This window comes from Pseudomonas kilonensis (assembly GCF_001269885.1).
GTDB classification, from domain to species: Bacteria; Pseudomonadota; Gammaproteobacteria; order Pseudomonadales; family Pseudomonadaceae; genus Aquipseudomonas; species Aquipseudomonas kilonensis.
The window spans coordinates 31,506-56,883 of sequence record NZ_LHVH01000005.1; the positions used below are offsets into that span (position 1 = coordinate 31,506).

The window sequence follows — 25,378 nt, forward strand, 5'->3', positions numbered from 1 at the left end:
TTGGGGCAGCCAGGGGCAATCCAGGGAATGAATAGAAGTCAGAAGTTATTCGGTATGAGTGTGCTGGCGTTGGTGGTGAGTGGATGTGCGGTCACCAGCGATCCGATCGAGCGTAGCGTCAGCGAACAGCGCGCTCGAACTGACCTGCAGAACATGTACAAGGATCAGGAGCCGCTCAGCGGCCCACTGACCCTGCACCAGGCCATGGCCCGGGCAGTGAAGTACAACCTCGAAGGCCGCTTGAAGATCATGGAGGAAGCCCTGGCCAAGCGTCAGTTGGACCTGGCCAGTTTCGACATGCTGCCGCGCATGGCCCTGGACGCCGGCTACGTGGGCCGTAACAACGTCAGTGCTTCCAGCAGCCAGAGCGTGGAAACCGGTACCCAGTCCCTGGAGCCGTCGACCTCCCAGGACCGCGACCGCGAGGTGGCGGACCTGACCATGGTCTGGAATGTGCTCGATTTCGGCGTCAGCTACATCAGCGCCAAGCAGGCCGGGGACCAGCGCCTGATCGTGCAGGAGCGCCGGCGCAAGGTGATCAACACCATCGTCCAGGACGTGCGTTCGGCCTACTGGCGCGCCATGGCCGCCGAGCGTCTGCTCAAACAGATCGACAGCCTGATGGTTCGGGTCGAGGCGGCGCGTGACAACAGCCAGAGCATGAGCGAACAGCGCATCGGTGACCCGGTGCAGGCCTTGGGTTACCAGCGCTCGCTGATCCAGGCCACCCGCCAGCTGGAAGAGCAGCGCCGAGCGCTGTCCCTGGCCAAGACCGAACTGGCGACCTTGATCAACCTGCCTTTGGGCACCGAGCTGACCCTGGCGACCCAGGATGAATACACCATCCCGGAACTCAAGGTCGACCTGGCCCGTCTCGAACAGGAAGCCCTGGCCAGCCGTCCGGAACTGCGCGAGCAGGATTACCAGACCCGCATCACCGCCGCCGAAACCCGCAAAGCCATGCTGCGCCTGCTGCCGGGGCTGGAGTTTTCCGCCGGCGGGCATTACGACAGCAACTCGTTCCTGGTGGAGCAGGGCTGGGCCGACTATGGCGTGAAAGTCACCTGGAACCTGTTCAACGTGATTTCCGCCCCGGCGGCCATCGACGTGGCCAAGGCCGGTGAAGAAGTGGCGTCGGCACGGCGCCAGGCGATGTCGATTGCTGTGCTGGCGCAGTTGTACGTGGCCAATGCCAACTATCGCGAAGCGCTTCGCCAGTTCAAGACCAGCCAGCAACTGGCGGACATCGACGGGCAGATTGTCGGTCAGTTGCGCAGCCGTCACCAGGCTGCCGGCATTGGCGAGCTGGACCTGATCCAGGGTGAACTGAACACCCTGCAGGCCGATCTGCGCCGGGACCTGGCTTATGCCGACATGCGCAACGCCTACGGGCAGATCTTCGCCAGCGCCGGCCTCGACCCACTGCCAAACGAAGTGCAATCGACCGAAGTCCAGTCGATCGCCACGGCGCTGGCTAACCGCGAAGCGGCCTGGGCCCAGGGCGATATCACCGTGCCGAAGACGGCCGCGGTGACTCAATAACCGGGCGCTGGCATGACGCGTCCGGCGTTTTCCCGGCTGCCGGTGGCGGTGAACCTGCCGTTGCTGTTGCAGGCATTGGCGGCCATTGAAGACGAGCGCTGGCAGGGGCATTTCAACAGTGCCTATTACAGTGGCGACTGGAGCGGTGTGGCGCTGATCTCGGCGGCCGATGCCGTCACCGAGCTGTCGCCCGGGTACGGCCAGCCGCTGCACCGCGCGCCTTGGTCAACGGACGGCCGCTGGCATGAAGCGTTGCGCGACTGGCCCCTGGAAATCGTCTCGGCCCGGCTGCTGCGGCTCGGTCCCGGCGGGTGCATCCACGAACATCGCGACTATGACCTGGGCGGGCCGGACGCTGACCTGCGCCTGCACGTGCCGTTGCTCAGTTCGCCTGGCGTGGACTTCTTCCTGGATGGGCAAATCATTGCGATGACGGTGGGCGAGTGCTGGTTCCTCGACTTGGCACGACCTCATCGGGTTGTGAATCGAAGTGCTCATTCGCGGGTTCACCTGGTACTCGATTGTCGTCCCGGGCCGTGGCTGGCCCAGCAGATTACCGATGGTCTGCCGACCACACCCGCCCCGGGCGTCGGACCAAGCGACTTTGTCCGTTTTCGGCAGCGCGTGGAAACGGATCCTCATCTCGTCCGAACCTTGCAGAACCTGCCTGACCTGGACGCTTTCATTGACTCTGCCCTGGCGCTGGGGGCCGAACAAGGGCTTCATTTCACCCGGGAGGAGTTGCGGGCTGCGATGCGCACCGGTCGCCAGCAGTGGAGAAACCAGTGGAAGACCTGAATCTGCAGGGCTGGTTGCCGATCCGCGTATGGCAAGAGGCCGGGCTGTGGCGGGTCGATTGGTGCTGGTTTGGCGACGCGCGACTGGCGCAACCGTTCTTCGGCGACGCCGTGGAAGACGCCCTGCGCTTGCCCTTCAACCAGGCGTTCCGCCGCCAGACACCCTTGGACGTGCTCGGTCAGTGGCAACGACAAAGCCCGGGCCTGGCGCCCAGTGCGTTCATTTTCCATGCCTCCCGTTGTGGCTCGACATTGATCAGCCAGATGCTTGCCCAACTGGACGATCACATCGTCATTTCGGAACCGCCGCCCCTGGATACGTTGCTGCGCAGTGATCTGCCGCCTGCCGAGCGGTGCGTGGCGCTCAAGGGCTTGATGTCGGCGTACGGACAGCGCCGCCGAGGCGTGGAGCGACGGCTGGTGGTCAAGCTCGACGCCTGGAACATCGGTGAGCTGGCGCTGCTGCGTGAGTGTTTTCCCGACACACCTTGGTTGTTCCTGTACCGCGATCCCTTGGAAATCGCCGTCTCCCATCTGCGTCGTCCTGGCATGCACATGGTGCCTGGGATGATCGGAACAAGTGTCCTGGACGACGGATTACCGTTCAGCAGCCCGGAAGATTTCATCTCGCGTCGGGTGGGGCGGTTGTTGGCGACGGGTTTGGAACACTGTCAGGCATTTGCTGGAATGGCGGTCAACTACACCGAACTGCCCGAGGCGATGACGGGCCGGCTGGCGGCGTTTTTCCGGCTCGATGAGGGGCAAGGCAGGCAAGTGTTCGCCGCGGTTGGGCAGCATGCCAAGCAACCGGCGCAGACGTTTGTTGGCGATAGCGAGGACAAGCGCCTGGAGGCTTCGGCGTTGTTGCGTGAGCGGATCCTGCGCTGGGCGCAGGGGCCTTATGAAGCACTCGCAACATTGCACTGTGGCGAGGGGACCTAGCGAAATGTTGCACCGCCCCGCTGTGGGAGCAAAGCTTGCTCGCGAAACAGGCGCCTCGATTTCTGAAAGACCGCATCGCCGCCATCGCGGGCAAGCCTTGCTCCCACAGTGGGCAGTGCGTGCCTTGTCTGCAATGCATCAGGACTTGTTGGGCGACAACTCCGCCATCCCCTTGAGCAATTCAATCGGCAAGGGGAAGACGATGGTGGAGCTTTTATCCCCGGCAATCGAGCCCAGTGTCTGCATGTAGCGCAGTTGCATGGCGCCTGGCTGGCGGCCGAGCATTTCGGCGGCCTGCATGAGTTTTTCCGAGGCTTGCAGTTCGCCTTCGGCGTGGATCACCTTGGCCCGGCGTTCGCGCTCGGCTTCGGCTTGGCGGGCGATGGCGCGGATCATCGATTCGTTGAGGTCCACGTGCTTGATCTCGACATTTGCCACCTTGATACCCCAGGCATCGGTCTGGGCGTCGAGTACTTGCTGGATGTCGCCGTTCAATTGCTCGCGTTCGGCCAGCAGTTGGTCCAGGTCATGCTTGCCGAGGACCGCGCGCAAGGTGGTCTGGGCCAGTTGGCTGGTGGCCATGAGGAAGTTCTCGACCTGGATAATGGCTTTCTGCGGATCGAGCACGCGGAAATACAGCACCGCGTTGACCTTCACCGAGACGTTGTCGCGGGTGATCACGTCCTGGGGCGGCACGTCGAGGACAATGGTGCGCAGGTCGACGCGGATCATCTGCTGCACCACCGGAATCAGCAGGATCAACCCCGGCCCCTTGACTTGCCAGAACCGACCGAGCTGGAACACCACTGCTCGTTCGTATTCACGCAGGATCCGGAACGTCGCACCCGCCAGTGCGATCAACAGCAACAACAGCACTACAAAACCTATTTGCATGCCCATCTCATACCCCTCCAGAGTCAGCGGCGGCCACTTCCAGCAGCAACCCCTTGCGTGCGATGACCCGCACCGCTTGCCCAGACCGCAGCGGCGTCGCACTTGCCACCTGCCAGCGTTCGCCTTCCAACTGGACCCAGCCATGATGATGATTGCCGGCCTGCAACGCGGTCACCATCGTGACGCTGCCCAACAGCGCGGCATCGCCGCTGACGGGTTGGCGCGGTCGGGTTTTCAACGCACGGACCAGCAGGAAGATCAGCAGCAGCGCACTGATCAGGCCCAGGCCGAGCATCAGCGGAACCGGGACATCGGCGTTGGTCAGGATGACCGCGCCAATCACACACAGGACCATGCCACCCAGCCCCGCGACGCCGTAATTGGGCAGCGCTGCCTCGAAGACCAGCAAGGCCACGCCAACGGCAACCAGCCAGAACCCCAGGGGATCGGTGCCCAGTGGCACGAGACCCTCGGCACCGAACGCAGGCCCGCTGATCGCCAGCAGTGCAACCGTCAACCAGTGAATGTTCACAGGACCCTCCGCAACGTGTATTCGTCGGGACGTTATTCAAAGTCTAGTCGAGTCGTGGGTTGATTGAATTTTGATCAGTATGGCGGTCATTCAGGGCTAGACTGCGGGAAAGAACCCAATCACCCGTCTTATCCTCAGGAGCCTCGCATGGAATCCCCGATCCACAGCCTGCCCGCGCTGTTCAAACAATTGGGCCTGTCTGATGACGCCGTTGATATCGACAAATTCATCGCGGCCCATTCCCCTCTCAAGCCTGAACTTCACTTGGCCGATGCGTATTTCTGGAACGAGGGCCAGCGGCAAATGCTGCGCGACGAAATCCTCGAAGATGCGGACTGGGCGGAAGTGATAGATCAGTTGGATGTGTTGTTGCGCAAGGGGCGTAGCGAGTGAGACCGACGCAATACCACAGAGTTGATTTGTTATTCCTTTAAAGAATTAACAAATAGCTTCTTATTCCTTAAATAATATAGCTCTCCTCCTTATACTCGTCCGGGAACAGACACGCAGGAGAGCACCCATGCGCAACGAATCGATTCGCTACCTGATTGTGCCGGGCTGGCAAGGATCGCCGGAAAATCATTGGCAAACCCACTGGCAGAACAGCCTGCCCAACAGTGCCAGGGTCGAGCAGGCCGACTGGGTCACGCCTCGGCGTGAAGACTGGGTGGCGGCGCTGGCCGAGGCCGTGGCCGCCGACAGCACACCAGTGATCCTGATTGCCCATAGCCTGGGTTGCATCACGGTGGCCCATTGGGCCGCCACCGCGCCGGTGCAGTTTCTGCGGCAGGTGCGTGGGGCGTTGCTGGTGGCGCCGGCGGATGTCGAACGGCCGGCCTGCGCCCCGGCGCTGCGCAACTTCGCGCCGATTCCCACTGATCTGTTGCCGTTCCCAAGCCAAGTGGTCAGCTCCGACAACGACGCCGCCGTGAGCGCCCCGCGCGCCCTGGAGCTGGCGCGCAACTGGGGCGCCGAGGCCGGGATCCTGTCCGGGGCGGGGCATATCAACGTGAAGTCCGGTCATCAGCGTTGGGAGCAGGGTTTCGCTTACCTCTATCGTCTGCAAAACCGCATGGAGCATCACGCCCTGCGTCGCGCCTGAATTTTTAGCGCCCCCCGTCTCCCGGCGGTCTGGGGCGGGAGCCTGCCATGAGTTTGCATGAAACCTTCGGTCAGCCCTTGCTGACCTTTCCCGATGCAGAAAAAAGCCCCCTGAGCATTCGCGCCAAGGCGCTGGTGTTCGTCGACCCTCGTTCGCGGCAATTGCGCCAGGCGTTGGAGCAACTGGCGCCGCGTGCGATCTCGGTGCTGATACGCGGCGAAACCGGTAGCGGCAAGGAATTGCTGGCCCGGCATATCCACCGCGAAAGTGATCGCGGCGGGTTGTTTGTCTCGGTCAACTGCGGCGCGATCAGCCCGACTTACGCCGACGCTGAACTGTTCGGCTATGCCGCCGGCAGCTATAGCGGTTCGGCCAGCAGCCGGGCCGGTTGGTTTGGGTCGGCCAATGGCGGCACCCTCTACTTGGATGAAATCGGTGATTTGCCGCTGCCGATCCAGATCAAATTGCTGGCGGCCCTGGAAAACCATGAAGTCACCCGCGTGGGTGCGCATCAGCCCAGCCCGGTGGATGTCCGCCTGGTGGCAGCGACCAGCATCGACCTGGCACAAGCGGTGGCGGCCGGGAAATTCCACGAACGGCTCTACCACTACTTGAGCGAAGGCCAACTGGAACTGCCGGCCCTGCGCGAGCGGGTAGGCGATATCCTGTCCCTGGCCGAATATTTCCTGGGCATCTACAGCCAGCGACTCGGCCTGGCCGTGCCGCTGATCAGTGAAGCGGCGCAGTACGCCCTCGAGCGGCACAGTTGGCCGGGCAACACCCGCGAGCTGGAAAACGTCATTCACTTCGCGTTGCTGGTGAGCACGGGGGATGAGATTTTGCCGGAGCACTTGAATCTGCCGCCCCAGCCTTCAGCCTTGGAGCTGATTGATCAGCAGGTGGCGCAGGTCATTGCACAGGGTTCGGACGCCGAGCGCCTAGCCCTCAAGGCGCTGCTGAATCGACTGGAGCAAACGCTATAGGGCACACCTCGCCGGGCCTGCAGGAGCTGTGTAGGAACTGTGTAGGAGCTGTGTAGGAGCTGTCGAGTGCAACGAGGCTGCGATCCTTCCCCAGACAATTGAGTCGCAAGCGAAAGATCAAGATCAAAAGATCGCAGGCTTCGCCAGCTCCTACACAGAGCGGGAGCAAGCTCCCTCGCCACAAAAGCGGTGCTTTTCTATATGAGTAAAATGAATATGAACTTGAATAAAAGATATTTTTAAGGAATAAAAAATATCGGTATTGTCCGCATCACGCCAGCGATAGCACTTCACTGGCACTCCACATTTGGCCGTCGTCCATGACGACCGTGATTTTCGATAAGGACACTGCATGAAAAAGGTTCTGTTGTTCACCGCATTGGCGGCAGCCCTGGCCTCGGGCCTGGCCCAGGCCGCGGAGAAACTGGTCGTGGCCGCCACCCCGGTGCCACACGCTGAAATCCTCGAGCTGATCAAGCCGGCCCTGGCCAAAGAAGGCGTGGACCTGGAAATCAAGGTCTTCACCGACTACGTCCAACCCAACGTACAGGTTGATCAGAAGCGCCTGGACGCCAACTACTTCCAGACCCTGCCGTACCTGACGAACTTCAACGAAGGCAAAGGCACTCATCTGGTGACCGTGATCGGCGTTCACGTCGAACCGTTCGGCGGCTACTCGAAGAAGTACAAAAAATTGGCTGATCTGCCAAACGGCGCAACCATCGCGCTGCCCAACGAAGGCAGCAACAGCGGCCGTGCCCTGCTCCTGCTGCAGAAGGCTGGCCTGATCGAGTTGAAAGACCCGAAAAATGCGTTGGCAACCCCGAAAGATATCGCCAAGAACCCGCACAACTTCAAGTTCAAGGAACTGGAATCGGCCATGCTGCCGCGCGTGCTGGACCAGGTCGACCTGGACCTGATCAACACCAACTATGCCCTGGAAGCGGGTCTTAACCCGGCCAAGGATGCACTGGTGATCGAAGGCGCGGACTCGCCTTACGTCAACTTCCTGGTGGCCCGTCCGGACAACAAGGACAGCCCGGCCATCCAGAAACTGGCCAAGGCCCTGACCAGCCCTGAAGTGAAGGCGTTCATCGAGAAGAAATACAGCGGCGCGGTACTGCCGGCGTTCTGATTCGCGCGGTAAATCCTTTCACGGTTTCAAACGCCGACGGCTGATACAGCGTCGGCGTTTTTTATTGTGGGAGCGAGCTTGCTCGCGATTCGGTTGATCAGGCGCAGATTAGTCCGGCCAATGCCACGCCGGCTCATCCAACATCCGCTGCCCGACAATCCCGGTCTGCCCAAGCTCCTTTTCCAGCACGATGCAATTGCACTGCTCATCCTGCTCCAGGGCGGCGATCAGGCGCGTGGCGTGGGACACCACCCAGACCTGGCAATTGACTGAAGCACGGATGATCAGCCGCGCCAAGGCTGGCAACAGATCGGGGTGCAGGCTGGTTTCCGGTTCGTTGAGCACCATCAGCGAGGGTGGTCGTGGTGTGAGGAGGGCGGCCACCAGCAACAGATAGCGCAAGGTCCCGTCCGACAGTTCGGCGGCGGACAGCGGCCGCAGCAGGCCGTGCTGTTGAAACGCGATGGCGAAACGTCCGCCTTGCAGTTTCTCGATGCGCAGATGGGCACCGGGGAACGCGTCGCCGATGGCGGCATGCAAGGCCTCGACGTCACCGATTTCAAGGATGGTCTGCAACGCGGCGGCCAGATCGCGTCCGTCGTGGTGCAGCACCGGCGTGCGAGTGCCCAGTTGCGGTTGGCGCACCGGGGCGTCGGCGTCGCTGCGAAAATGATCGTAGAAGCGCCAGCGACGAATGAACTCGCGCATCTGCAAGACCTCCGGCGAAGTGCGCAGGCTGCCGACCTGGTCGAACAGGCTGTCGAAGGTCGGCGTGTGCTGGGCCAGCACATCCCAGGAACGACTTTCGCGGGCTCGGATCATCGGCCCGTTGCGGTCCACCAGCAGGCTGGCCGGCCGAAACACCGGGCCTGCCCAGAGGCATTCGCGCTTGATTTCAGGGTCCAGTGAAAACGCCGAACGACTGGGTTCCGGCAAGCCCAGGGCGATCGAATAGCTGAAGTCCTCCCCAGCGAAGCCCAGGCGCAGGCGCTTGGTGCCCTGGCGCACAATCGCCTGGACCGGCACCTCGCCGTTACGCATGCGCCGGCTGATTTCTTCCGGCCCGGCCCAGAAGGTCGAGTCCAGTCCGCCTTCGCGGGCCAGGGCGTTGACCACCCCGCCCTGGGCTGTCTCGGCCAACAGGCGCAGGGCGCGGTACAGATTGGACTTGCCGCTGCCGTTGGGACCGGTGATCAGGTTCAGCCTGCCCAGGGGGATGACCAGTTTATTGATCGATCGATAGTTGGCCACCGCCAATGTCTTGAGCATGGGCAGACTCCTGCTGCATGGGTTCGTAGGAGCTGTCGAGCGAAGCGAGGCTGCGATCTTTCCGAACCCCATTGATTCTCAAGTGAAAGATCAAAAGATCGCAGCCTCGCTTCGCTCGGCAGCTCCTACAGGCGGCGATCAGTTTGCCTGATTTGCTGCACCCGTTGTATTCGTGGAACCCTGTTCTAAGCTCACAGTCGTATCGTCACTGGTACGTCCGTACAGCGCAAAGGAGTCTGCATGGCTGGTCCCGGAATCAAATTGATGATTGGTTTGGGCGTGTGCGTGTTGTTGACGGGGTGCGGTGATAAGAAGCCCGAAGAAAAAGCCCTGCCACGGGTTTTCGTGCAGCAAGCGGTACCCAGCGAATACGCCGCTTCGGTGACCTTGACTGGCGATGTCCAGGCGCGGGTGCAGGCTGACTTGTCGTTTCGCGTGGGCGGCAAGATCATCGAACGCAAGGTCGATGTCGGCGCCCGGGTCTCGGCCCGGCAAGTGCTGGCCCGGCTCGACCCCCGGGACCTGCAGACCAACGTCGACTCCGCCGAGGCTCAGGTGGCCGCCGAGCAGGCGCGAGTCAAGCAGAGTGCGGCGGCGTTCGTGCGCCAGCAGAAACTCCTGCCCAAGGGCTACACCAGCCAGAGCGAATACGACGCGGCCCAGGCCCAACTGCGCAGCAGCCAGAGTGCATTGAGCGCCGCCCAGGCCCAACTGGCCAACGCCCGCGAACAACTGAGCTACACCGCACTGATTGCCGAGGCCCCGGGCATCATCACCGCGCGCCAGGCGGAAGTCGGCCAGGTGGTGCAGGCCACGGAGCCGATCTTCAGCCTGGCCCGGGACGGCGAGCGCGACGCCGTGTTCAATATCTACGAATCGCTGTTGAGCGAACCGCCCTCGGACCCTGCAATCACCATCAGTTTGTTGGATAACCCCGCGATCAAGACCACCGGTACGGTGCGCGAAATCACCCCGGCGGTGTCGGCCCAGACCGGCACCGTGCAGGTCAAGGTCACCCTCAATGATTTGCCCGAAGGCATGCGCCTGGGCTCGGTGGTCAGTGCCACGGCCAAGTCCGCCGGCAAGACCGCCTTCGAGCTGCCTTGGTCGGCCCTGACCAAGAACCTCAGTGACCCGGCCGTTTGGCTGGTGGACGGCGAGGGCAAGGCGCAGTTGCAAACGGTGACGGTCGGCCGCTACCTGACCGGCAAGGTCATCATCAGTGATGGGCTCAAGGGGGGCGAGAAAATCATCATCGCCGGTGGGCAATTGTTGCACCCCGGCGTACGCGTCGAGATCGCTGAAAACACCGCTGGAAAAACCACGCAGGGGGCCCAACCATGAAGCGTTTGTGGATGGCCTCGGTCGGCCTCTTGCTGGCTGCCTGCTCCAAGGAAGAAGCGCCGCCCGAACCGGTGCGTCCGGTGTTGTCCGTTGAAGTCCGGGCCCTCGACCAGCAGGCACTCGGGCGGTTCGCCGGGAGTATCCAGGCGCGCTACGAGAGCAACGTGGGTTTCCGTGTGCCTGGACGGATCGCCAGCCGCAATGTCGATGTCGGTGCGCAAGTGAAGAAGGGCGACCTGCTCGCCACGCTCGACCCTACCGACCAGCAAAACCAGTTGCGCGCCGCCCAGGGCGATCTGGCGCGGATCGAGGCGCAGTACATCAATGCCCAGGCCAATGCCCGCCGCCAGCAGCAATTGTTCGACCGTGGCGTCGGCGCCCAGGCGCAACTGGACATCGCCCAGACCGACTTGAAAACCACTGGCGCCTCTCTCGAACAGGCCAAGGCCTCGGTGGAGCAGTCCCGCGACCAGCTCAACTACAGCGCGCTGCACACCGACCACGACGCCGTCGTCACGGCCTGGAATGCCGAAGCCGGGCAGGTGGTCACCGCCGGCCAGCAAGTGGTGACTCTGGCCCGCCCGGACATCAAGGAGGCGGTGATCGACCTGCCGGCCGGTCTGGCAGAGCGCCTGCCCACGGACGTGGTGTTCGAGGTCGCCGCGCAGTTGGACCCCAGCATCCACACCACCGCCACCGTGCGCGAGATCGAACCCCAGGCCCAGAGCGCCACCCGTACCCGCCGCGCGCGCCTGACACTGACCGACACACCGCCAGGTTTTCGCCTGGGCACGGCCATCAGCGTGACCCTGAGCTCGACCATCGAACCACGCATCGAGCTGCCACTGAGCGCGCTGCAAGAGATCGACGGCAAGGCGCGCATCTGGCTGGTCGACCCGCAAACCCAGACCGTCTCGCCCCGTGACGTACGGATTCTCGAACGTTCGGCCAACTCGGTGCTGGTGGCCAACGGCATCAAGGCCGGCGATCGCGTGGTCAGCGCTGGGGTGAACAGTCTCCAGCCGGGGCAGAAAGTGAAACTCGACGAGGACGCACGATGAAAGGGCCTTTCAATCTGTCCGAATGGGCCCTGCGGCATCAGTCGTTCGTCTGGTACCTGATGTTCGTGGCACTGCTGATGGGCGTGTTTTCGTACATGAACCTGGGGCGCGAAGAAGACCCATCGTTCACCATCAAGACCATGGTCATCCAGACCCGTTGGCCTGGCGCGACCCAGGAAGAAACCCTCAGGCAGGTCACCGATCGCATCGAGAAAAAACTCGAAGAGCTCGATTCCCTCGACTACGTCAAAAGCTACACCCGACCGGGAGAATCGACGGTGTTCGTGTACCTGCTCGACACCACCGGGGCCAAGGAAATCCCCGAGATCTGGTACCAGGTGCGCAAGAAGATCAACGACATTCGCGGCGATTTCCCTGACGGCTTGCAAGGGCCAGGCTTCAACGACGAGTTCGGCGATGTCTACGGTTCGGTGTACGCCTTCACCGGCGATGGCCTGTCGATGCGCCAGTTGCGCGACTACGTGGAACAGGTGCGCGCCGAGATCCGTGGCGTACCGGGCCTGGGCAAGGTCGAGATGGTGGGCGAGCAGGACGAAGTGCTGTACCTGAACTTCTCCACGCGCAAGCTCGCCGCGTTGGGGATCGATCAGCGTGAGGTCGTGCAAAGCCTGCAGACCCAGAACGCCGTGACTCCGGCAGGGGTGATCGACGCCGGGCCGGAGCGGATTTCCGTGCGCACGTCCGGGCAGTTCCAGTCGGAAAAGGACCTGGCCAACGTCAACCTGCGGCTCAACGACCGCTTCTATCGACTGGCCGACATCGCCGATATCAGCCGCGGTTACGTTGACCCTGCCACGCCGATGTTCCGTTTCAACGGTACACCGGCCATCGGCCTCGCCATCGCAATGAAGAAGGGCGGCAACATCCAGGACTTCGGCAAGGCGTTGCATGCGCGCATGAGCGAGCTGACCGCCGACCTGCCGGTGGGCGTTGGCGTGCATACCGTGTCGGACCAGGCCGAAGTGGTGGAGGAGGCGGTCGGCGGCTTTACCAGCGCCTTGTTCGAGGCGGTGATCATCGTCCTGCTCGTCAGCTTCGTCAGCCTCGGCGTCAGGGCCGGGTTGGTGGTGGCCTGCTCGATTCCGCTGGTGCTGGCGATGGTCTTCCTGTTCATGGAATACAGCGGCATCACCATGCAGCGGATTTCCCTTGGCGCGTTGATCATCGCCCTCGGCCTGCTGGTGGACGACGCGATGATCACCGTGGAAATGATGGTCACGCGCCTGGAAAAAGGTGACACCAAGGACCAGGCCGCGACGTTCGCCTACACCTCGACGGCGTTCCCGATGCTCACCGGGACCCTGGTGACCGTGGCGGGTTTCGTGCCCATCGGCCTGAACGCCAGTTCCGCCGGTGAGTACACCTTCACCCTGTTCGCGGTCATCGCCGTGGCGATGCTGGTGTCATGGATCGTCGCGGTGTTGTTTGCCCCGGTGATTGGCGTGCACATCCTCAGCACCAACGTGAAACCCCACAGCGCCGAGCCGGGGCGGATCGGCCGGGCATTCAACGGCGGCCTGCTGTGGGCGATGCGCAATCGCTGGTGGGCCATTGGCATCACCGTGCTGCTGTTCGTGCTGTCGGTGTTTTGCATGCGTTTCGTGCAAAACCAGTTCTTCCCGTCCTCGGACCGGCCGGAAATCCTGGTGGACCTCAACCTGCCGCAAAACGCCTCGATGGACGAGACCCGCCGGGCGGTCGATCGCCTGGAAGCGACCCTCAAGGGCGACCCGGACATCGAGCGCTGGAGCAGCTACATCGGCGAAGGCGCGATTCGCTTTTACCTGCCGCTGGACCAGCAACTGCAGAACCCGTACTACGCGCAACTGGTGATCGTCAGCAAGGGCCTGGAGTCGCGCACGGCCCTCACCGAGCGTCTGCAAAAGCGTCTGCGTGAGGATTTCGTCGGGATTGGCAGCTACGTGCAGGCCCTGGAAATGGGCCCGCCGGTGGGCCGGCCGATCCAGTACCGGGTCAGCGGCAAGGACATCGACCAGGTGCGCAAACATGCGATCGAACTGGCCACCGAGCTGGACAAGAACTCGCACATTGGCGAAATCATTTACGACTGGAACGAACCGGGCAAGGTGCTGCGCATCGACATCGCCCAGGACAAGGCGCGGCAGCTGGGCCTGTCTTCCGATGATGTGGCCAGGGTGATGAACAGCATTGTCAGCGGCTCGCCCGTGACCCAGGTCAACGACGATATTTACCTGATCGACGTGGTCGGCCGTGCCGAAGATGCCGAGCGTGGTTCGCCGGAAACCCTGCAGAACCTGCAAATCGTCACCCCGGGCGACACCTCGATTCCGTTGCTGGCGTTCGCCACGGTGCGCTATGAACTGGAACAGCCCTTGGTGTGGCGTCGTGACCGCAAGCCGACCATCACCATCAAGGCCGCGGTGCGCGACGAGATCCAACCCACCGACCTGGTCAAGCAACTGCAACCGGCCATCGACACGTTCGCCGCCGGCCTGCCAGTGGGCTACAAGGTCGCCACGGGCGGTACGGTGGAAGAGAGCAGCAAGGCCCAAGGGCCGATCGCCAGTGTCGTGCCGCTGATGCTGTTCTTGATGGCGACCTTCCTGATGATCCAGCTGCACAGCGTGCAGAAACTGTTCCTGGTGGCGAGTGTCGCGCCTCTCGGATTGATCGGTGTGGTGCTGGCGCTGGTGCCGACGGGCACGCCCATGGGCTTCGTGGCGATCCTCGGGATCCTCGCGTTGATTGGCATCATCATCCGTAACTCGGTGATCCTGGTGACCCAGATCGATGAATACGAACGTGACGGCTACGAGCCCTGGGATGCGGTGGTGCAAGCTACCGAACACCGGCGCCGACCGATCCTGCTCACGGCGGCCGCGGCGAGCCTGGGGATGATCCCGATTGCCCGGGAAGTGTTCTGGGGGCCGATGGCCTACGCGATGATCGGCGGGATCATCATCGCGACGCTACTGACGCTGCTGTTCCTGCCGGCGCTGTATGTGGCCTGGTACAAGATCCGCGAGCCGAAGCGTGATTGAATTGGCGTTAAATCATGGGGGCTGCTGCGCAGCCCATCGCGAGCAAGCTTTGCTCCCACAGTGGATCGTTGCGAGTTCAGAATTTTGAACTCACTGTAGATCTGCTGTGGGAGCAAAGCTTGCTCGCGATGAGGCCCTCCCGGTCACCGCAAACTTTACTTGCGTAGCAACCGCAACCCATTGAACACCACCAGCAAACTCACCCCCATGTCGGCAAACACCGCCATCCACATGGTGGCGAACCCGGCGAAGGTGAACCCGAGGAAGATCGCCTTGATCACCAACGCCAAGGCAATGTTCTGTTTCAGGATGCTTGAAGTCTGCCGCGACAGGCGAATGAACGCCGGGATCTTGCGCAGATCATCGTCCATCAAGGCGACATCGGCGGTTTCGATGGCCGTGTCGGTGCCGGCCGCCGCCATGGCGAAACCGATTTCCGAACGGGCCAGGGCCGGGGCGTCGTTGATGCCGTCGCCGACCATGCCGACGTGGTGACCCTGGGCGTACAACGCTTCGATGGCTTGCAGCTTGTCTTCGGGCAACAGGTCGCCTCGGGCTTGGTCCATGCCCACCTGTGCAGCAATCGCGTCGGCGGTGTGGGCGTTGTCGCCGGTGAGCATCAAGGTCTTGATGCCCAGGTCATGCAGCTGCCGAATGGCTTCGCGGCTGGAGTCCTTCACGGTGTCGGCCACGGCAAACAGCGCCAAGGGGCCTGTAGCGTCGAGCAGCAGCACCACGGACTTGCCTTGTTTTTCCAGGGCGAAGAGTTTCTCTTCCAGTTCGGGGGAGCACAGTCCGAGGTCTTCCACCAGGCGGTGATTGCCCAGGTGATACGTCTGCCCTCCAATGTCGCCACGCACGCCGCGCCCGGCAAGCGCCTCGAAGTTATCCACAACCTGCTGTGCCAGTTGCTTATCCACAGCCGCGTTGGCAATCGCCCGGGAAACCGGGTGATCGGAGCGGGCGGCGAGGCTGGCGGCCAGGGCCGGAGCGATGGTTTCCACGCTCGGGTCCAGCGCCACATAGTCGGTTTGCACCGGCTTGCCGTGGGTGATCGTGCCGGTCTTGTCCAAGGCCAGGTAGTCGAGCTTGTAGCCGCCCTCCAGGTACACGCCGCCCTTGACCAGGATGCCTTTGCGCGCGGCGGCAGCGAGGCCGCTGACGATGGTCACAGGGGTGGAAATCACCAGCGCGCAGGGGCAGGCGACCACCAGCAGCACCAGCGCCCGGTAGATCCAGTCGAACCATGCCGCGCCCATGAACAACGGTGGGATGACGGCCACGGCCAGGGCCAGGACAAACACCGCCGGGGTGTAGACTTTCGAGAACTGGTCGACGAAGCGTTGGGTCGGTGCGCGGGAGCCCTGGGCCTGTTCCACGGCGTGGATGATCCGCGCCAGGGTGGAGTGATCGGCCGCTGCGGTCACGGTGTATTCCAATTCGCCGGCCTGGTTGATGGTGCCGGCAAACACCTTGTCGCCGATGGTTTTTTCCACCGGCAGGCTTTCGCCGGTAATCGGTGCCTGGTCAATGGTCGAACGACCGGCGACCACGTCGCCGTCCAGGCCCACCCTTTCGCCCGGGCGAACCCGTACCCGCGCACCGAGGGCGATGACTTTTACGTCTTGCGCCTGCCAGCTGCCATCGGCCTGTTGCACGGTGGCCTGTTCCGGGGCCATCTGCATCAGGCCGCTGATGGCGTTGCGCGCCCGGTCCAGGGATTTGGCTTCGATCAGCTCGGCCACGGTGAACAGGAACATCACCATCGCCGCTTCCGGCCATTGGCCGATCAGCACGGCGCCGGTCACGGCGATGCTCATCAGTGCGTTGATGTTCAAGTTGCGGTTTTTCAGGGCGATCCAGCCCTTCTTGTAGGTACCCAGGCCACCGCTGAGGATCGACACCAATGCCACCACTGCGACCACCCAGTTTGGCGCGGCGTTGGTGAAGTGGATCACCTCGGCGCCCAGGGCCGTCACGCCGGACAGCGCCAGCGGCCACCAGGGCTTGGCCGGGGCGGGCAAGTCAGGGGTGGTTTTCTCTTTGCCCGGGGTCATCGGCTCGGCCTGCATCCCTAAGGATTCGATGGCCTTGATGATCGGCGCGTCGCTGGGCAAATCGTGGGTCACGCCCAGTACGCGGTTGATCAGGTTGAAATCCAGTTGCTGCACGCCTTCGAGCTTGCCGAGCTTGTTCTGGATCAGCGTCTGTTCGGTGGGGCAGTCCATGGCTTCGATGCGGAAACTGCTCAGCCGCGCACCGTCCGTCGGCGTTTTGCCGAGGATCACCTGCGACGGGGCTGCTTTCGATGCGCAGCAGGAATGCCCGTGGTCATGGCCGTGGTCGGGTTTGTGGATGTGAAGGGAATCGCTCATCGGGTGACGTCCGTGAAAAGTGCCTGTTGCGCAGTAAAGACCCTGTAGCCACTATAGGGTCAAGCACCTATTTGGGAGGTCGCAGCATGAAGATCGGAGAACTGGCGAAAATCACCGACTGCCAGGTCGAAACCATCCGTTACTACGAGCGCGAAGGCTTGCTGCCGGAACCGGCCCGTAGCGACGGCAATTACCGTGTCTACACCCAGGCCCATGCCGAGCGGCTGACGTTCATCCGCAATTGCCGCACCCTGGACATGACCCTGGAAGAAATCCGCAGCCTCCTGGCCCTGCGCGACAGCCCCCAGGACCAGTGCGAAAGCGTCAACGCGCTGATCGACGAACACATCCAGCACGTCAAGGCCCGCATCGACGGCCTGCTGGCCTTGCAGACGCAACTGATCGACCTGCGCCATCGCTGTGGCGAAGGACCGGACCTGGATCAATGCGGGATCTTGCAGCGCCTGGAGGTGAGCGGGGCGGTGGCGCCGGAGGTGGAGCATTCCCATGTGGGGCGTAGTCACGGGCATTGAGCCCTTGCCACCAATCCCCAATACACAGAGTCGCCTATGGGCGAGCCTGTGGGAGCAAAGCTTGGTGTGAGCCTGTGGGAGCAAAGCTTGGTGTGAGCCTGTGGGAGCAAAGCTTGGTGTGAGCCTGTGGGAGCAAAGCTTGCTCGCGATGAACGATAACGCGATCTTCTGACGGATCGAGGCGTTTCCATCGCGAGCAAGCTTTGCTCCCACAGGCCCGCACACAGGGGGATGGTGGGATTCTTCTAGACCGCCATCGGCGCGGTCATCGGCGCATGGTGCTGGTAGCCTTCGAGGGAGAAGTCGCCCGGCTCCACCAACTCCAGCCACTCAGGCTGGTACACGCCGGTCTTGGCGAACTCCGGCACACGCTCGGAAATCACCAGCTTGGGCATCGGGAACGGCTCGCGCGTGAGCTGTTCGTTGAGCATGTCCAAGTGGTTTTCGTAGACGTGGGCATCGCCGATGAAATAGGTGAACCAGCGCGGCGTGTAGCCGGTCAGGCGGCCGATCAGGCTCAGCAGTGCGGCGCCTTCGGTGAGGTTGAACGGCGTGCCCAGGCCCAGGTCGTTGGAGCGGATGTAGAGGGTCAGGGAGATTTCCCTGGTCTCGACATTCGGGTGGAACTGGTAGAGCAGGTGGCACGGCGGCAGGGCCATTTCATCGAGCTGGGCGCAGTTCCAGCCGTGGAACAGGATGCGCCGGCTGCCCGGGTCCTTGATGATGGTGTCGACGCACTGGCGAACCTGGTCGATGGCCTTGTACAGCACCACGTAGGCCTGGCCGTTTTCTTCGCCCTCGGCGATCTGCCGGTAACCCTGGGCCAGTGTCTGCTCGATGGCGGCCGGGTTGCTCAAGGGGATCTGTTTGTAGGCCGGCCATTTGCGCCATTGCACGCCGTAGATCTCGCCCAGGTCGTCTTCGCCCTGGCGGAACGGGTTGGCCAGCCACTGGGCGTTTTCGTTGGCGTTCTGGTCCCAGACCTTGCAGCCCAGGGCACGGAATTCGGCGGCATTGTTCACGCCACGCAGGAAGCCGCACATCTCGCCGATGGCCGATTTGAAGGCCATTTTGCGGGTGGTGATGGCCGGGAATCCGTCTTTCAAGTCATAGCGCAGCATGGCGCCGGGGAAGCTGATGGTGTTCACACCGGTGCGGTTGGCTTGCTTGGTGCCGTTCTTGATGACGTGGGCCACCAGATCGAGATATTGCTTCATGGGTTACCTGTGTCCTTGAACCCGGGGCCAACGCCCCGGGGTTCGAATTTTAAACCTTGGCCGCCGCAGCCGGCGCACGATGATAAGCCAGCCAGATCAGCGCCAGGCCGCCGATGATCATCGGCAGGCACAACACCTGGCCCATGGTCAGCCAGTTCCACGCCAGATAGCCGAGCTGGGCGTCCGGTACGCGGACGAATTCAACGATGAAACGGAAGATGCCATAGAACAGCGCGAACATGCCCGACACCGCCATGGTTGGCCGCGGCTTGCGCGAGAACAGCCAGAGAATCAGGAACAGTGCCACGCCTTCGAGGGCGAATTGATAAAGCTGCGACGGGTGGCGCGGCAACTGCGCCGGGTCGCTGAACGGCGGGAAGATCATCGCCCACGGCACGTCGGTCGACTTGCCCCATAACTCGGCATTGATGAAGTTGCCGATGCGCCCTGCGCCCAGGCCGATCGGCACCATTGGCGCGACGAAGTCCATCAGCTCGAAAAACGACTTGTTGTTGCGCTTGCCGAACCACAACGCCGCCAACATCACGCCGATGAACCCACCGTGGAACGACATGCCGCCCTTCCAGACTTCGAAGATCAGCGTCGGGTTGGCCACATAGGCGCTCAGGTCGTAGAACAGCACATAGCCCAGGCGTCCGCCGACGATCACGCCCATGGACAGCCAGAACACCAGGTCGGAAAGTTTTTCCTTGTTCCAGGTCGGGTCGAAACGGTTGAGCCGGCGCGACGCCAGCAACCAGGCGCCGCCGATGCCGATCAGGTACATCAGGCCGTACCAGTGGATTTTCAGCGGGCCGATGGCCAGGGCTACCGGATCGATCTGCGGGTAAGGCAGCATTGATATTCCTCGTAAACGTCAAAAATACCCGGGCGACGCTGCCACCTCGGGATTAAGCCAGGATTGCGTCAGAACAGAAAACTCAAGCCCACGCAGAATAGCAGGGCGGCAAACAACCGCTTGAGCAAGCGCGGTGACAGGCGATGGGCCAGCCGCGCGCCGAAACGGGCGAAGACCATGCTGGTCAAGGCGATGCCCAGCAGCGCCGGCAAATACACAAAACCGAGACTATGGGCCGGCAGCAGCGGATCGTGCCAACCCAAAATCATGAAACTTAATGCGCTGACCACGGCGATGGGCAGTCCGCAGGCCGATGACGTCGCGACCGCTTGCTGCATCGGTACGCTGCGCCAGGTCAGGAACGGCACGGTCAGTGAACCGCCACCGATGCCGAAAATCGCCGAGGCCCAGCCAATCACCGTGCCGGCCAGGGTCAGTCCGGCCTTGCCCGGTACGTTGCGACTGGCGTTGGGCTTGAAGTTCAGGGCCAGTTGCACGGCAATGATCAGGGCGAACACGCCGATGATCTTTTGCAGGTGCGGGCCGGAAATCGCTTCGGCGGTGATCGCACCGAATCCGGCACCGATCAGGATGCCGACGGTCATCCAGGCGAACACCGGCCAGCGCACCGCGCCTTTGCGCTGATGCTCGCGCACCGCATTGACCGAGGTGAATATGATCGATGCCAGTGAGGTGCCGACGGCCAGATGCGTCAACACCTGCGGGTCGAAACCCTGCAGGGTGAAACTGAACACCAGCACCGGGACAATGATGATCCCGCCCCCCACACCGAACAACCCGGCCAGCACGCCGGCGCAGGCGCCGAGCAGCAGATAGAGCACAAATTCCACCAGCGTCTCCCCGACCATCCCTGAAATAAGAGCGGCATGGTAACGGATCCATGGCCCCGGGCTCCACTGAAGGCGATGGATGCGTCCGTGATGTATGGGTAGAGTGGCGGTGAAGCGACGAATAGCCTTTGTGGCGAGGGAGCTTGCTCCCGCTGGTGGGCGAAGCCCACCCAACAAGGTTTTTGGGGCTACTTCGTAGCCCAGCGGGAGCAAGCTCCCTCGCCACAAAAGCAGTGTTCGGCTTTATTCTTTCAATGGATTGGCATTGTTAACGGGACAACCTGATGTGCCTGATCGTATTTGCCTGGCGCCCCGGCCACGCCCGGCCGCTGATCGTGGCGGCCAACCGCGACGAGTTCTATGCCCGGCCGACCTTGCCCCTGGCCCAGTGGCCTGATGCGCCCCATGTGCATGCCGGTCGCGACCTGGAGGCCGGCGGCACCTGGCTCGGCATTGGCGCCGAGGGGCGCTTTGCGGCGCTGACCAACATCCGTGACCCAGGCCAATTGCCGGCCTTCAAGTCGCGCGGCGAGCTGGTGGCGCGGTTCCTGACCGGGAATCTGTCGATTGCCGACTACCTGAGCGAAGTCGTGCCCCGCGCCAGCGAGTACGGTGGCTTCAACCTGCTGCTCGGCGATGGCGTCGAGCTGTGGCACCACAACGCCCGCGATGCCCAGCCGCAGCGGTTGGGCGAGGGGCTCTATGGCGTGTCGAACGCAGGGTTGAACACGCCCTGGCCCAAGTTGCTCAAGGCTCGTGCGGCGCTGGGCGAGGTGCTGGATGATCCGCAGCCCGAGGCGTTGCTGGCGCTGCTGAACGACCCGCAACCTGCTCCGGTGGCTGAGCTGCCTGATACGGGGGTGGGCGTGGCGACCGAGACGCTGTTATCGAGTGTGTTCATCGCCAGCCCGGCCTACGGGACGCGGGCGAGTACGGCGCTGATTGTCCATGCCGATGGGACGCGGCAGATGGTCGAGCGCAGTTTCGGGCCGCATGGGGGGCATTTGGGGGAGGTGGCGCTGCACATTTGATTCAGCCCTGTAGGAGCTTGTAGGAGCTGTGTAGGAGCTGACGAGCGAAGCGAGGCTGCGATCTTTCCCCAGACACTTGAATCTCAAGCGAAAGATCAAAAGATCAAAAGATCGCAGGCTTCGCCAGCTCCTACAGAGCCCAGCGGGAGCAAGCTCCCTCGCCACAGGTGCTCGTGCCTAGAGGGTTTTGTTCGAAGCCGGATTGATCATCCGCGCCAACCCAAGGTTCTTCAGCGCCAGTTGCAAGGAGCTGTGGATCACTTGCGGGTTGTCGATGGTCATCACTTCCGCGAGCAATTCCTGGGCCTTGCTGAGGTTGATCTGGCGCAGCATCCATTTCACTTTCGGCAGGTTGGTGGCGTTCATCGACAAGCTGTCGAACCCCATCGCCATCAGCAGCACCGCGGCCGCGGGGTCGCCAGCCATTTCGCCGCAGATGCTCACCGGCTTGCCTTCGGCATGGGCGTCACGCACCACGTTCTGCAAGGCTTGCAGCACCGCCGGGTGCAGGTAGTCGTACAGGTCCGCGACCCGCGGGTTGTTGCGGTCCACGGCCAGCAGGTACTGGGTCAGGTCGTTGGAACCCACCGACAGGAAGTCCACCTGCCGCGCCAGTTCCTTGGTCTGGTACACCGCGGCCGGAATCTCGATCATCACCCCGACCGGCGGCATCGGCACGTCGGTGCCTTCGTCGCGTACTTCGCCCCAGGCCCGGTGGATCAGGTGCAGGGCTTCTTCCAGTTCATGGGTGCCGGAGATCATCGGCAGCAGGATGCGCAGGTTGTTCAGGCCTTCGCTGGCCTTGAGCATGGCGCGGGCCTGGACCAGGAAAATTTCCGGGTGGTCGAGCGTCACGCGAATACCGCGCCAGCCGAGGAACGGGTTGTCTTCCTTGATCGGGAAGTAGGACAGGGACTTGTCGCCGCCGATGTCCAGGCTGCGCATGGTCACCGGTTGCGGGTGGAACGCGGCCAGTTGTTCGCGGTAGATCGCCAGCTGTTCCTTTTCGCTGGGGAAGCGCTGGTTGATCATGAACGGCACTTCGGTGCGGTACAGGCCTACACCTTCGGCGCCACGTTTCTGCGCCCGGGCCACGTCGGCCAGCAGGCCGGTGTTGACCCACAGTGGCATGCGGTGGCCGTCAAGGGTTATGCACGGCAGGTCCCGCAGCGCATCCAGGCCCAGGGACAGTTGCTTTTCTTCCTCGACCACATCGGCAAACTGCTTGCGCAGCACGTCGCTGGGGTTGGTGTAGACCTCGCCGTGGTAGCCATCGACGATCATCTGGATGCCGTCGACCTTGGAGTACGGCAGGTCCACCAGGCCCATCACCGTCGGGATGCCCATGGCCCGGGCCAGGATCGCTACGTGGGAGTTGCCCGAGCCCAATACCGAGACCAGCCCCGCCAGCTTGCCTTCGGGCACTTCGCCGAGCATGGCCGGGGTCAGCTCTTCGCTGACCAGGATGGTGTTGTCGGGGTAGACCAGGGTCTGCTGGCGTTCCTGCTGCAAGTAGGCCAGCAAGCGGCGGCCAAGGTCCTTGACGTCCGAAGCCCGCTCGCGCAGGTAGGCGTCGTCCATCAGTTCGAAACGGTTGACGTGGTCGGTCACCACTTGGCGCAGCGCGCCTTGGGCCCACTGGCCGGTCTTGATGACGGTGGTCACTTCACTGCCCAGGGAAGCATCGTCGAGCATCATCAGGTAAACGTCGAACAGAGCGCGCTCTTCAGGGCGCAGCTGTGTCGCCAGCTTGGCCGACAGGGCCCGCATGTCGGCGCGTACGCCTTCGATGGCGGTCTTGAACAAACCCAGCTCGGCCTCGATGTCGGCGATGGCCTTGTCCGGTACCACGTCGAGGTCGGCGGGCGGTAACATGACCACCGCCGTGCCCACCGCCGCGCCCGGTGAGCCCGGTACGCCGACGAACTTGGCTTCCTGGATGCCCTTGCCCTGGCGACCCAGGCCGCTGATCGAGCCGGTGGCCTCGGCGTGGGCGATAACCCCGGCCAGTTGCGCGCTCATGGTCACGAGGAAGGCTTCTTCACCTTCGTCGAACTGGCGGCGCTCTTTTTGCTGGATGACCAACACGCCGACGACGCGGCGGTGGTGGATGATCGGTGCCCCGAGGAACGAGGCGTAGCGTTCTTCGCCGGTTTCGGCAAAGTAGCGGTAGCGCGGGTGATCCGCGGCGTTTTCGAGGTTCAGGGGTTCTTCGCGTGTGCCGACCAGACCGACCAGGCCTTCATTGGGGGCCATGCTGACCTTGCCGATGGAGCGCTTGTTCAAGCCCTCGGTGGCCATCAGCACGAAACGATTGGTCTCGGGGTCCAGCAGGTAGACCGAGCAGACCTGGCTGCCCATGGCCTCTTTGACACGCAATACAATAATCCCCAACGCCGCCTTGAGATCCTTGGCGGAGTTAACTTCCTGGACGATCTTGCGCAGCGTATTGAGCATGGCTCGGGGTCGAACTCCGTCGTCAGTCGCGCGTCAGCAGGCGCGGGGCAAGCTCTTTGAGAGCGCGTCGGTACACTTCGCGCTTGAATGTCACCACCTGGCCCAACGGATACCAATAGCTGACCCAGCGCCAGCCATCGAACTCCGGTTTACCGGTCAAATCCATCCGCACCCGCTGCTCGTTGGAGATCAGGCGCAGGAGAAACCATTTCTGTTTCTGGCCGATGCACAGCGGTTGGCTGTGCGTCCTGACCAGGCGTTGCGGCAAACGATAGCGCAACCAGCCGCGGGTGCAGGCGAGTATTTCGACATCTTCTCGCTCAAGCCCCACTTCTTCATTCAACTCGCGGTACAAGGCCTCTTCCGGCGTCTCCTGGGGGTTGATCCCGCCCTGGGGAAACTGCCAGGCGTCTTGATTGATACGGCGTGCCCATAGCACCTGCCCAGCATCATTCGTAAGAATGATCCCCACATTGGGACGGAAACCATCGGGATCGATCACGGCAACAACCTCGCAAACGCATGTCGCCGCATTGTTCCACAAAGGTTGTGAAAGCAGCAACGAGCGTCCCTAGCTTATGTGCACTCTTGTGAAAAGTCCGTATTCTGGACGCCTTTCTTCAGATTTTTCAGCGAGTAACTGCAATGCGGCTGGCTTTATTCGACTTGGATAACACATTGCTGGGCGGCGACAGCGACCACGCGTGGGGCGATTACCTGTGCGAGCGCGGTTTCCTGGACGCTGTCACGTACAAGGCACGCAACGACGCGTTCTACCAGGATTACCTGGCCGGCAAGCTCGACAACGCCGAGTACCTGAATTTTTGCCTGGAAATCCTCGGTCGCACCGAAATGCACGTGCTGGCCCAGTGGCACCTGGACTACATGCGCGACTGCATCGAGCCGATCGTGTTGCCCCAGGCCATCGAATTGCTGGAAAAGCACCGTGACGCTGGCGACAAGCTGGTGATCATTACCGCCACCAACCGCTTTGTCACCGGGCCGATTGCCGAGCGCCTGGGCGTCGAGACCCTGATCGCCACCGAGTGCGAGATGATCGACGGGCGCTACAGCGGCCGCAGCACCGACATCCCGTGTTTTCGCGAGGGCAAGGTGACCCGGTTGAACCGTTGGCTGGAAGAGACCGGGCATGCGCTCGAGGGCAGCTATTTCTACAGCGACTCGATGAATGACCTGGCGCTGCTGGAGGTGGTGACGCATCCGGTGGCGGTGGATCCGGATCCGAATCTTCGGGCCGAGGCCCAGAAGCGGGGTTGGCCGGTAATTTCGTTGCGCAATTGAACTGTGGGAGCAAGGCTTGCCCGCGATTGGCTGTGGGAGCAAAGCTTGCTCGCGATTGGCTGTGGGAGCAAAGCTTGCTCGCGATTGGCATACGTACCTTTGCATCGC

At 62.5% G+C, this 25,378-nt stretch carries 22 protein-coding genes; 13 read left to right on the forward strand and 9 right to left on the reverse strand.

The window, feature by feature from the left end; translation table 11 throughout:
* The first annotated feature begins 27 nt into the window (after positions 1-27).
* Genes AD662_RS01150 through AD662_RS01160 form a run of 3 tightly spaced genes read left to right on the forward strand, consistent with a single transcriptional unit; the run spans position 28 to position 3,281 of the window.
* Complete coding sequence (locus AD662_RS01150) at positions 28-1,542, forward strand: TolC family protein (RefSeq protein ID WP_053185001.1); 1,515 nt, start codon at positions 28-30, stop codon at positions 1,540-1,542.
* Between the two features lie 12 nt (positions 1,543-1,554).
* Positions 1,555-2,340 (forward strand): aspartyl/asparaginyl beta-hydroxylase domain-containing protein, encoded by a 786-nt coding sequence (locus tag AD662_RS01155; RefSeq protein ID WP_053185005.1) that lies wholly within the window; start codon positions 1,555-1,557, stop codon positions 2,338-2,340.
* A complete protein-coding gene (locus tag AD662_RS01160) occupies positions 2,328-3,281 on the forward strand; it encodes a sulfotransferase family protein (RefSeq protein ID WP_053185007.1) in 954 nt (317 codons plus the stop codon). Before AD662_RS01155 ends, AD662_RS01160 begins: the two co-directional genes overlap by 13 nt.
* Positions 3,282-3,419: 138 nt before the next feature.
* On the opposite strand, the gene AD662_RS01165 is transcribed toward AD662_RS01160, so the two are convergent.
* Together AD662_RS01165 and AD662_RS01170 are read right to left on the reverse strand one after the other, a co-directional pair.
* On the reverse strand, positions 3,420-4,181 hold the full coding sequence (locus AD662_RS01165; RefSeq protein WP_014335987.1) for a slipin family protein: 762 nt from the start codon (positions 4,179-4,181) through the stop codon (positions 3,420-3,422).
* 1 nt (position 4,182) lies between these two features.
* On the reverse strand, positions 4,183-4,707 hold the full coding sequence (locus AD662_RS01170) for an NfeD family protein (protein WP_018608894.1): 525 nt from the start codon (positions 4,705-4,707) through the stop codon (positions 4,183-4,185).
* A 147-nt stretch (positions 4,708-4,854) separates the two neighbouring features.
* Here AD662_RS01170 and AD662_RS01175 point away from each other — a divergent pair, with 147 nt between their 5' ends.
* The 4 genes from AD662_RS01175 (at position 4,855) to AD662_RS01190 (ending at position 7,927) form a co-directional block, all read left to right on the forward strand.
* Positions 4,855-5,100, forward strand: a complete 246-nt coding sequence (locus AD662_RS01175; protein ID WP_018608893.1) for a DUF2789 domain-containing protein — start codon at positions 4,855-4,857, stop codon at positions 5,098-5,100.
* A 127-nt stretch (positions 5,101-5,227) separates the two neighbouring features.
* Entirely contained in the window at positions 5,228-5,809 is a 582-nt protein-coding gene (locus AD662_RS01180; protein WP_053185010.1) for an alpha/beta hydrolase, read from the forward strand.
* Between the two features lie 47 nt (positions 5,810-5,856).
* On the forward strand, positions 5,857-6,792 hold the full coding sequence (locus AD662_RS01185) for a sigma 54-interacting transcriptional regulator (RefSeq protein ID WP_053185012.1): 936 nt from the start codon (positions 5,857-5,859) through the stop codon (positions 6,790-6,792).
* Between the two features lie 352 nt (positions 6,793-7,144).
* Positions 7,145-7,927 (forward strand): MetQ/NlpA family ABC transporter substrate-binding protein, encoded by a 783-nt coding sequence (locus AD662_RS01190; RefSeq protein ID WP_018608887.1) that lies wholly within the window; start codon positions 7,145-7,147, stop codon positions 7,925-7,927.
* A 108-nt stretch (positions 7,928-8,035) separates the two neighbouring features.
* Here AD662_RS01190 and AD662_RS01195 read toward each other — a convergent pair whose 3' ends face one another.
* On the reverse strand, positions 8,036-9,196 hold the full coding sequence (locus AD662_RS01195; protein WP_053185014.1) for an AAA family ATPase: 1,161 nt from the start codon (positions 9,194-9,196) through the stop codon (positions 8,036-8,038).
* Positions 9,197-9,436: 240 nt separating this feature from the next.
* Here AD662_RS01195 and AD662_RS01200 point away from each other — a divergent pair, with 240 nt between their 5' ends.
* The 3 genes from AD662_RS01200 to AD662_RS01210 are packed head-to-tail and all read left to right on the forward strand — an operon-like array spanning position 9,437 to position 14,645.
* Positions 9,437-10,540, forward strand: coding sequence for an efflux RND transporter periplasmic adaptor subunit (locus AD662_RS01200; RefSeq protein ID WP_053177583.1), 1,104 nt, complete (start codon positions 9,437-9,439; stop codon positions 10,538-10,540).
* Positions 10,537-11,601 carry an efflux RND transporter periplasmic adaptor subunit gene (locus AD662_RS01205; RefSeq protein ID WP_053185019.1) on the forward strand — a complete coding sequence of 355 codons (1,065 nt, stop codon included), beginning with the start codon at positions 10,537-10,539 and terminating at the stop codon, positions 11,599-11,601. The genes AD662_RS01200 and AD662_RS01205 overlap by 4 nt, the downstream gene beginning before the upstream one ends.
* Complete coding sequence (locus tag AD662_RS01210; protein ID WP_053185020.1) at positions 11,598-14,645, forward strand: efflux RND transporter permease subunit; 3,048 nt, start codon at positions 11,598-11,600, stop codon at positions 14,643-14,645. The genes AD662_RS01205 and AD662_RS01210 overlap by 4 nt, the downstream gene beginning before the upstream one ends.
* Before the next feature lie 155 nt (positions 14,646-14,800).
* Here the strand turns inward: AD662_RS01210 and AD662_RS01215 are convergent, their stop codons facing one another.
* Positions 14,801-17,020, reverse strand: a complete 2,220-nt coding sequence (locus AD662_RS01215) for a heavy metal translocating P-type ATPase (protein ID WP_053185024.1) — start codon at positions 17,018-17,020, stop codon at positions 14,801-14,803.
* 86 nt (positions 17,021-17,106) lie between these two features.
* Here AD662_RS01215 and cadR point away from each other — a divergent pair, with 86 nt between their 5' ends.
* A complete protein-coding gene (gene cadR, locus AD662_RS01220; RefSeq protein ID WP_003196623.1) occupies positions 17,107-17,553 on the forward strand; it encodes a Cd(II)/Pb(II)-responsive transcriptional regulator in 447 nt (148 codons plus the stop codon).
* Positions 17,554-17,798: 245 nt separating this feature from the next.
* On the opposite strand, the gene AD662_RS01225 is transcribed toward cadR, so the two are convergent.
* From AD662_RS01225 to AD662_RS01235, 3 genes are all read right to left on the reverse strand, one after another.
* Positions 17,799-18,770 (reverse strand): thymidylate synthase, encoded by a 972-nt coding sequence (locus AD662_RS01225; RefSeq protein ID WP_014335997.1) that lies wholly within the window; start codon positions 18,768-18,770, stop codon positions 17,799-17,801.
* 49 nt (positions 18,771-18,819) lie between these two features.
* Complete coding sequence (gene lgt, locus AD662_RS01230; protein WP_018608873.1) at positions 18,820-19,629, reverse strand: prolipoprotein diacylglyceryl transferase; 810 nt, start codon at positions 19,627-19,629, stop codon at positions 18,820-18,822.
* A gap of 68 nt (positions 19,630-19,697) precedes the next feature.
* Positions 19,698-20,480: a sulfite exporter TauE/SafE family protein gene (locus AD662_RS01235; RefSeq protein ID WP_024619700.1), complete on the reverse strand. Its 783-nt coding sequence runs from the start codon at positions 20,478-20,480 to the stop codon at positions 19,698-19,700.
* 284 nt (positions 20,481-20,764) lie between these two features.
* Here AD662_RS01235 and AD662_RS01240 point away from each other — a divergent pair, with 284 nt between their 5' ends.
* Positions 20,765-21,511, forward strand: coding sequence for an NRDE family protein (locus AD662_RS01240; RefSeq protein WP_053185028.1), 747 nt, complete (start codon positions 20,765-20,767; stop codon positions 21,509-21,511).
* Positions 21,512-21,688: 177 nt separating this feature from the next.
* Here the strand turns inward: AD662_RS01240 and ptsP are convergent, their stop codons facing one another.
* Both ptsP and AD662_RS01250 read right to left on the reverse strand, forming a co-directional pair.
* The gene (gene ptsP / locus AD662_RS01245; protein ID WP_018608868.1) at positions 21,689-23,968 is read right to left on the reverse strand and encodes a phosphoenolpyruvate--protein phosphotransferase; all 2,280 of its coding nucleotides are present in this window, start codon (positions 23,966-23,968) and stop codon (positions 21,689-21,691) included.
* 22 nt (positions 23,969-23,990) lie between these two features.
* Positions 23,991-24,470 carry an RNA pyrophosphohydrolase gene (locus tag AD662_RS01250; RefSeq protein ID WP_003186867.1) on the reverse strand — a complete coding sequence of 160 codons (480 nt, stop codon included), beginning with the start codon at positions 24,468-24,470 and terminating at the stop codon, positions 23,991-23,993.
* Positions 24,471-24,613: 143 nt separating this feature from the next.
* Here AD662_RS01250 and AD662_RS01255 point away from each other — a divergent pair, with 143 nt between their 5' ends.
* Entirely contained in the window at positions 24,614-25,270 is a 657-nt protein-coding gene (locus tag AD662_RS01255) for a histidinol-phosphatase (RefSeq protein WP_053185031.1), read from the forward strand.
* Positions 25,271-25,378 lie beyond the last annotated feature (108 nt).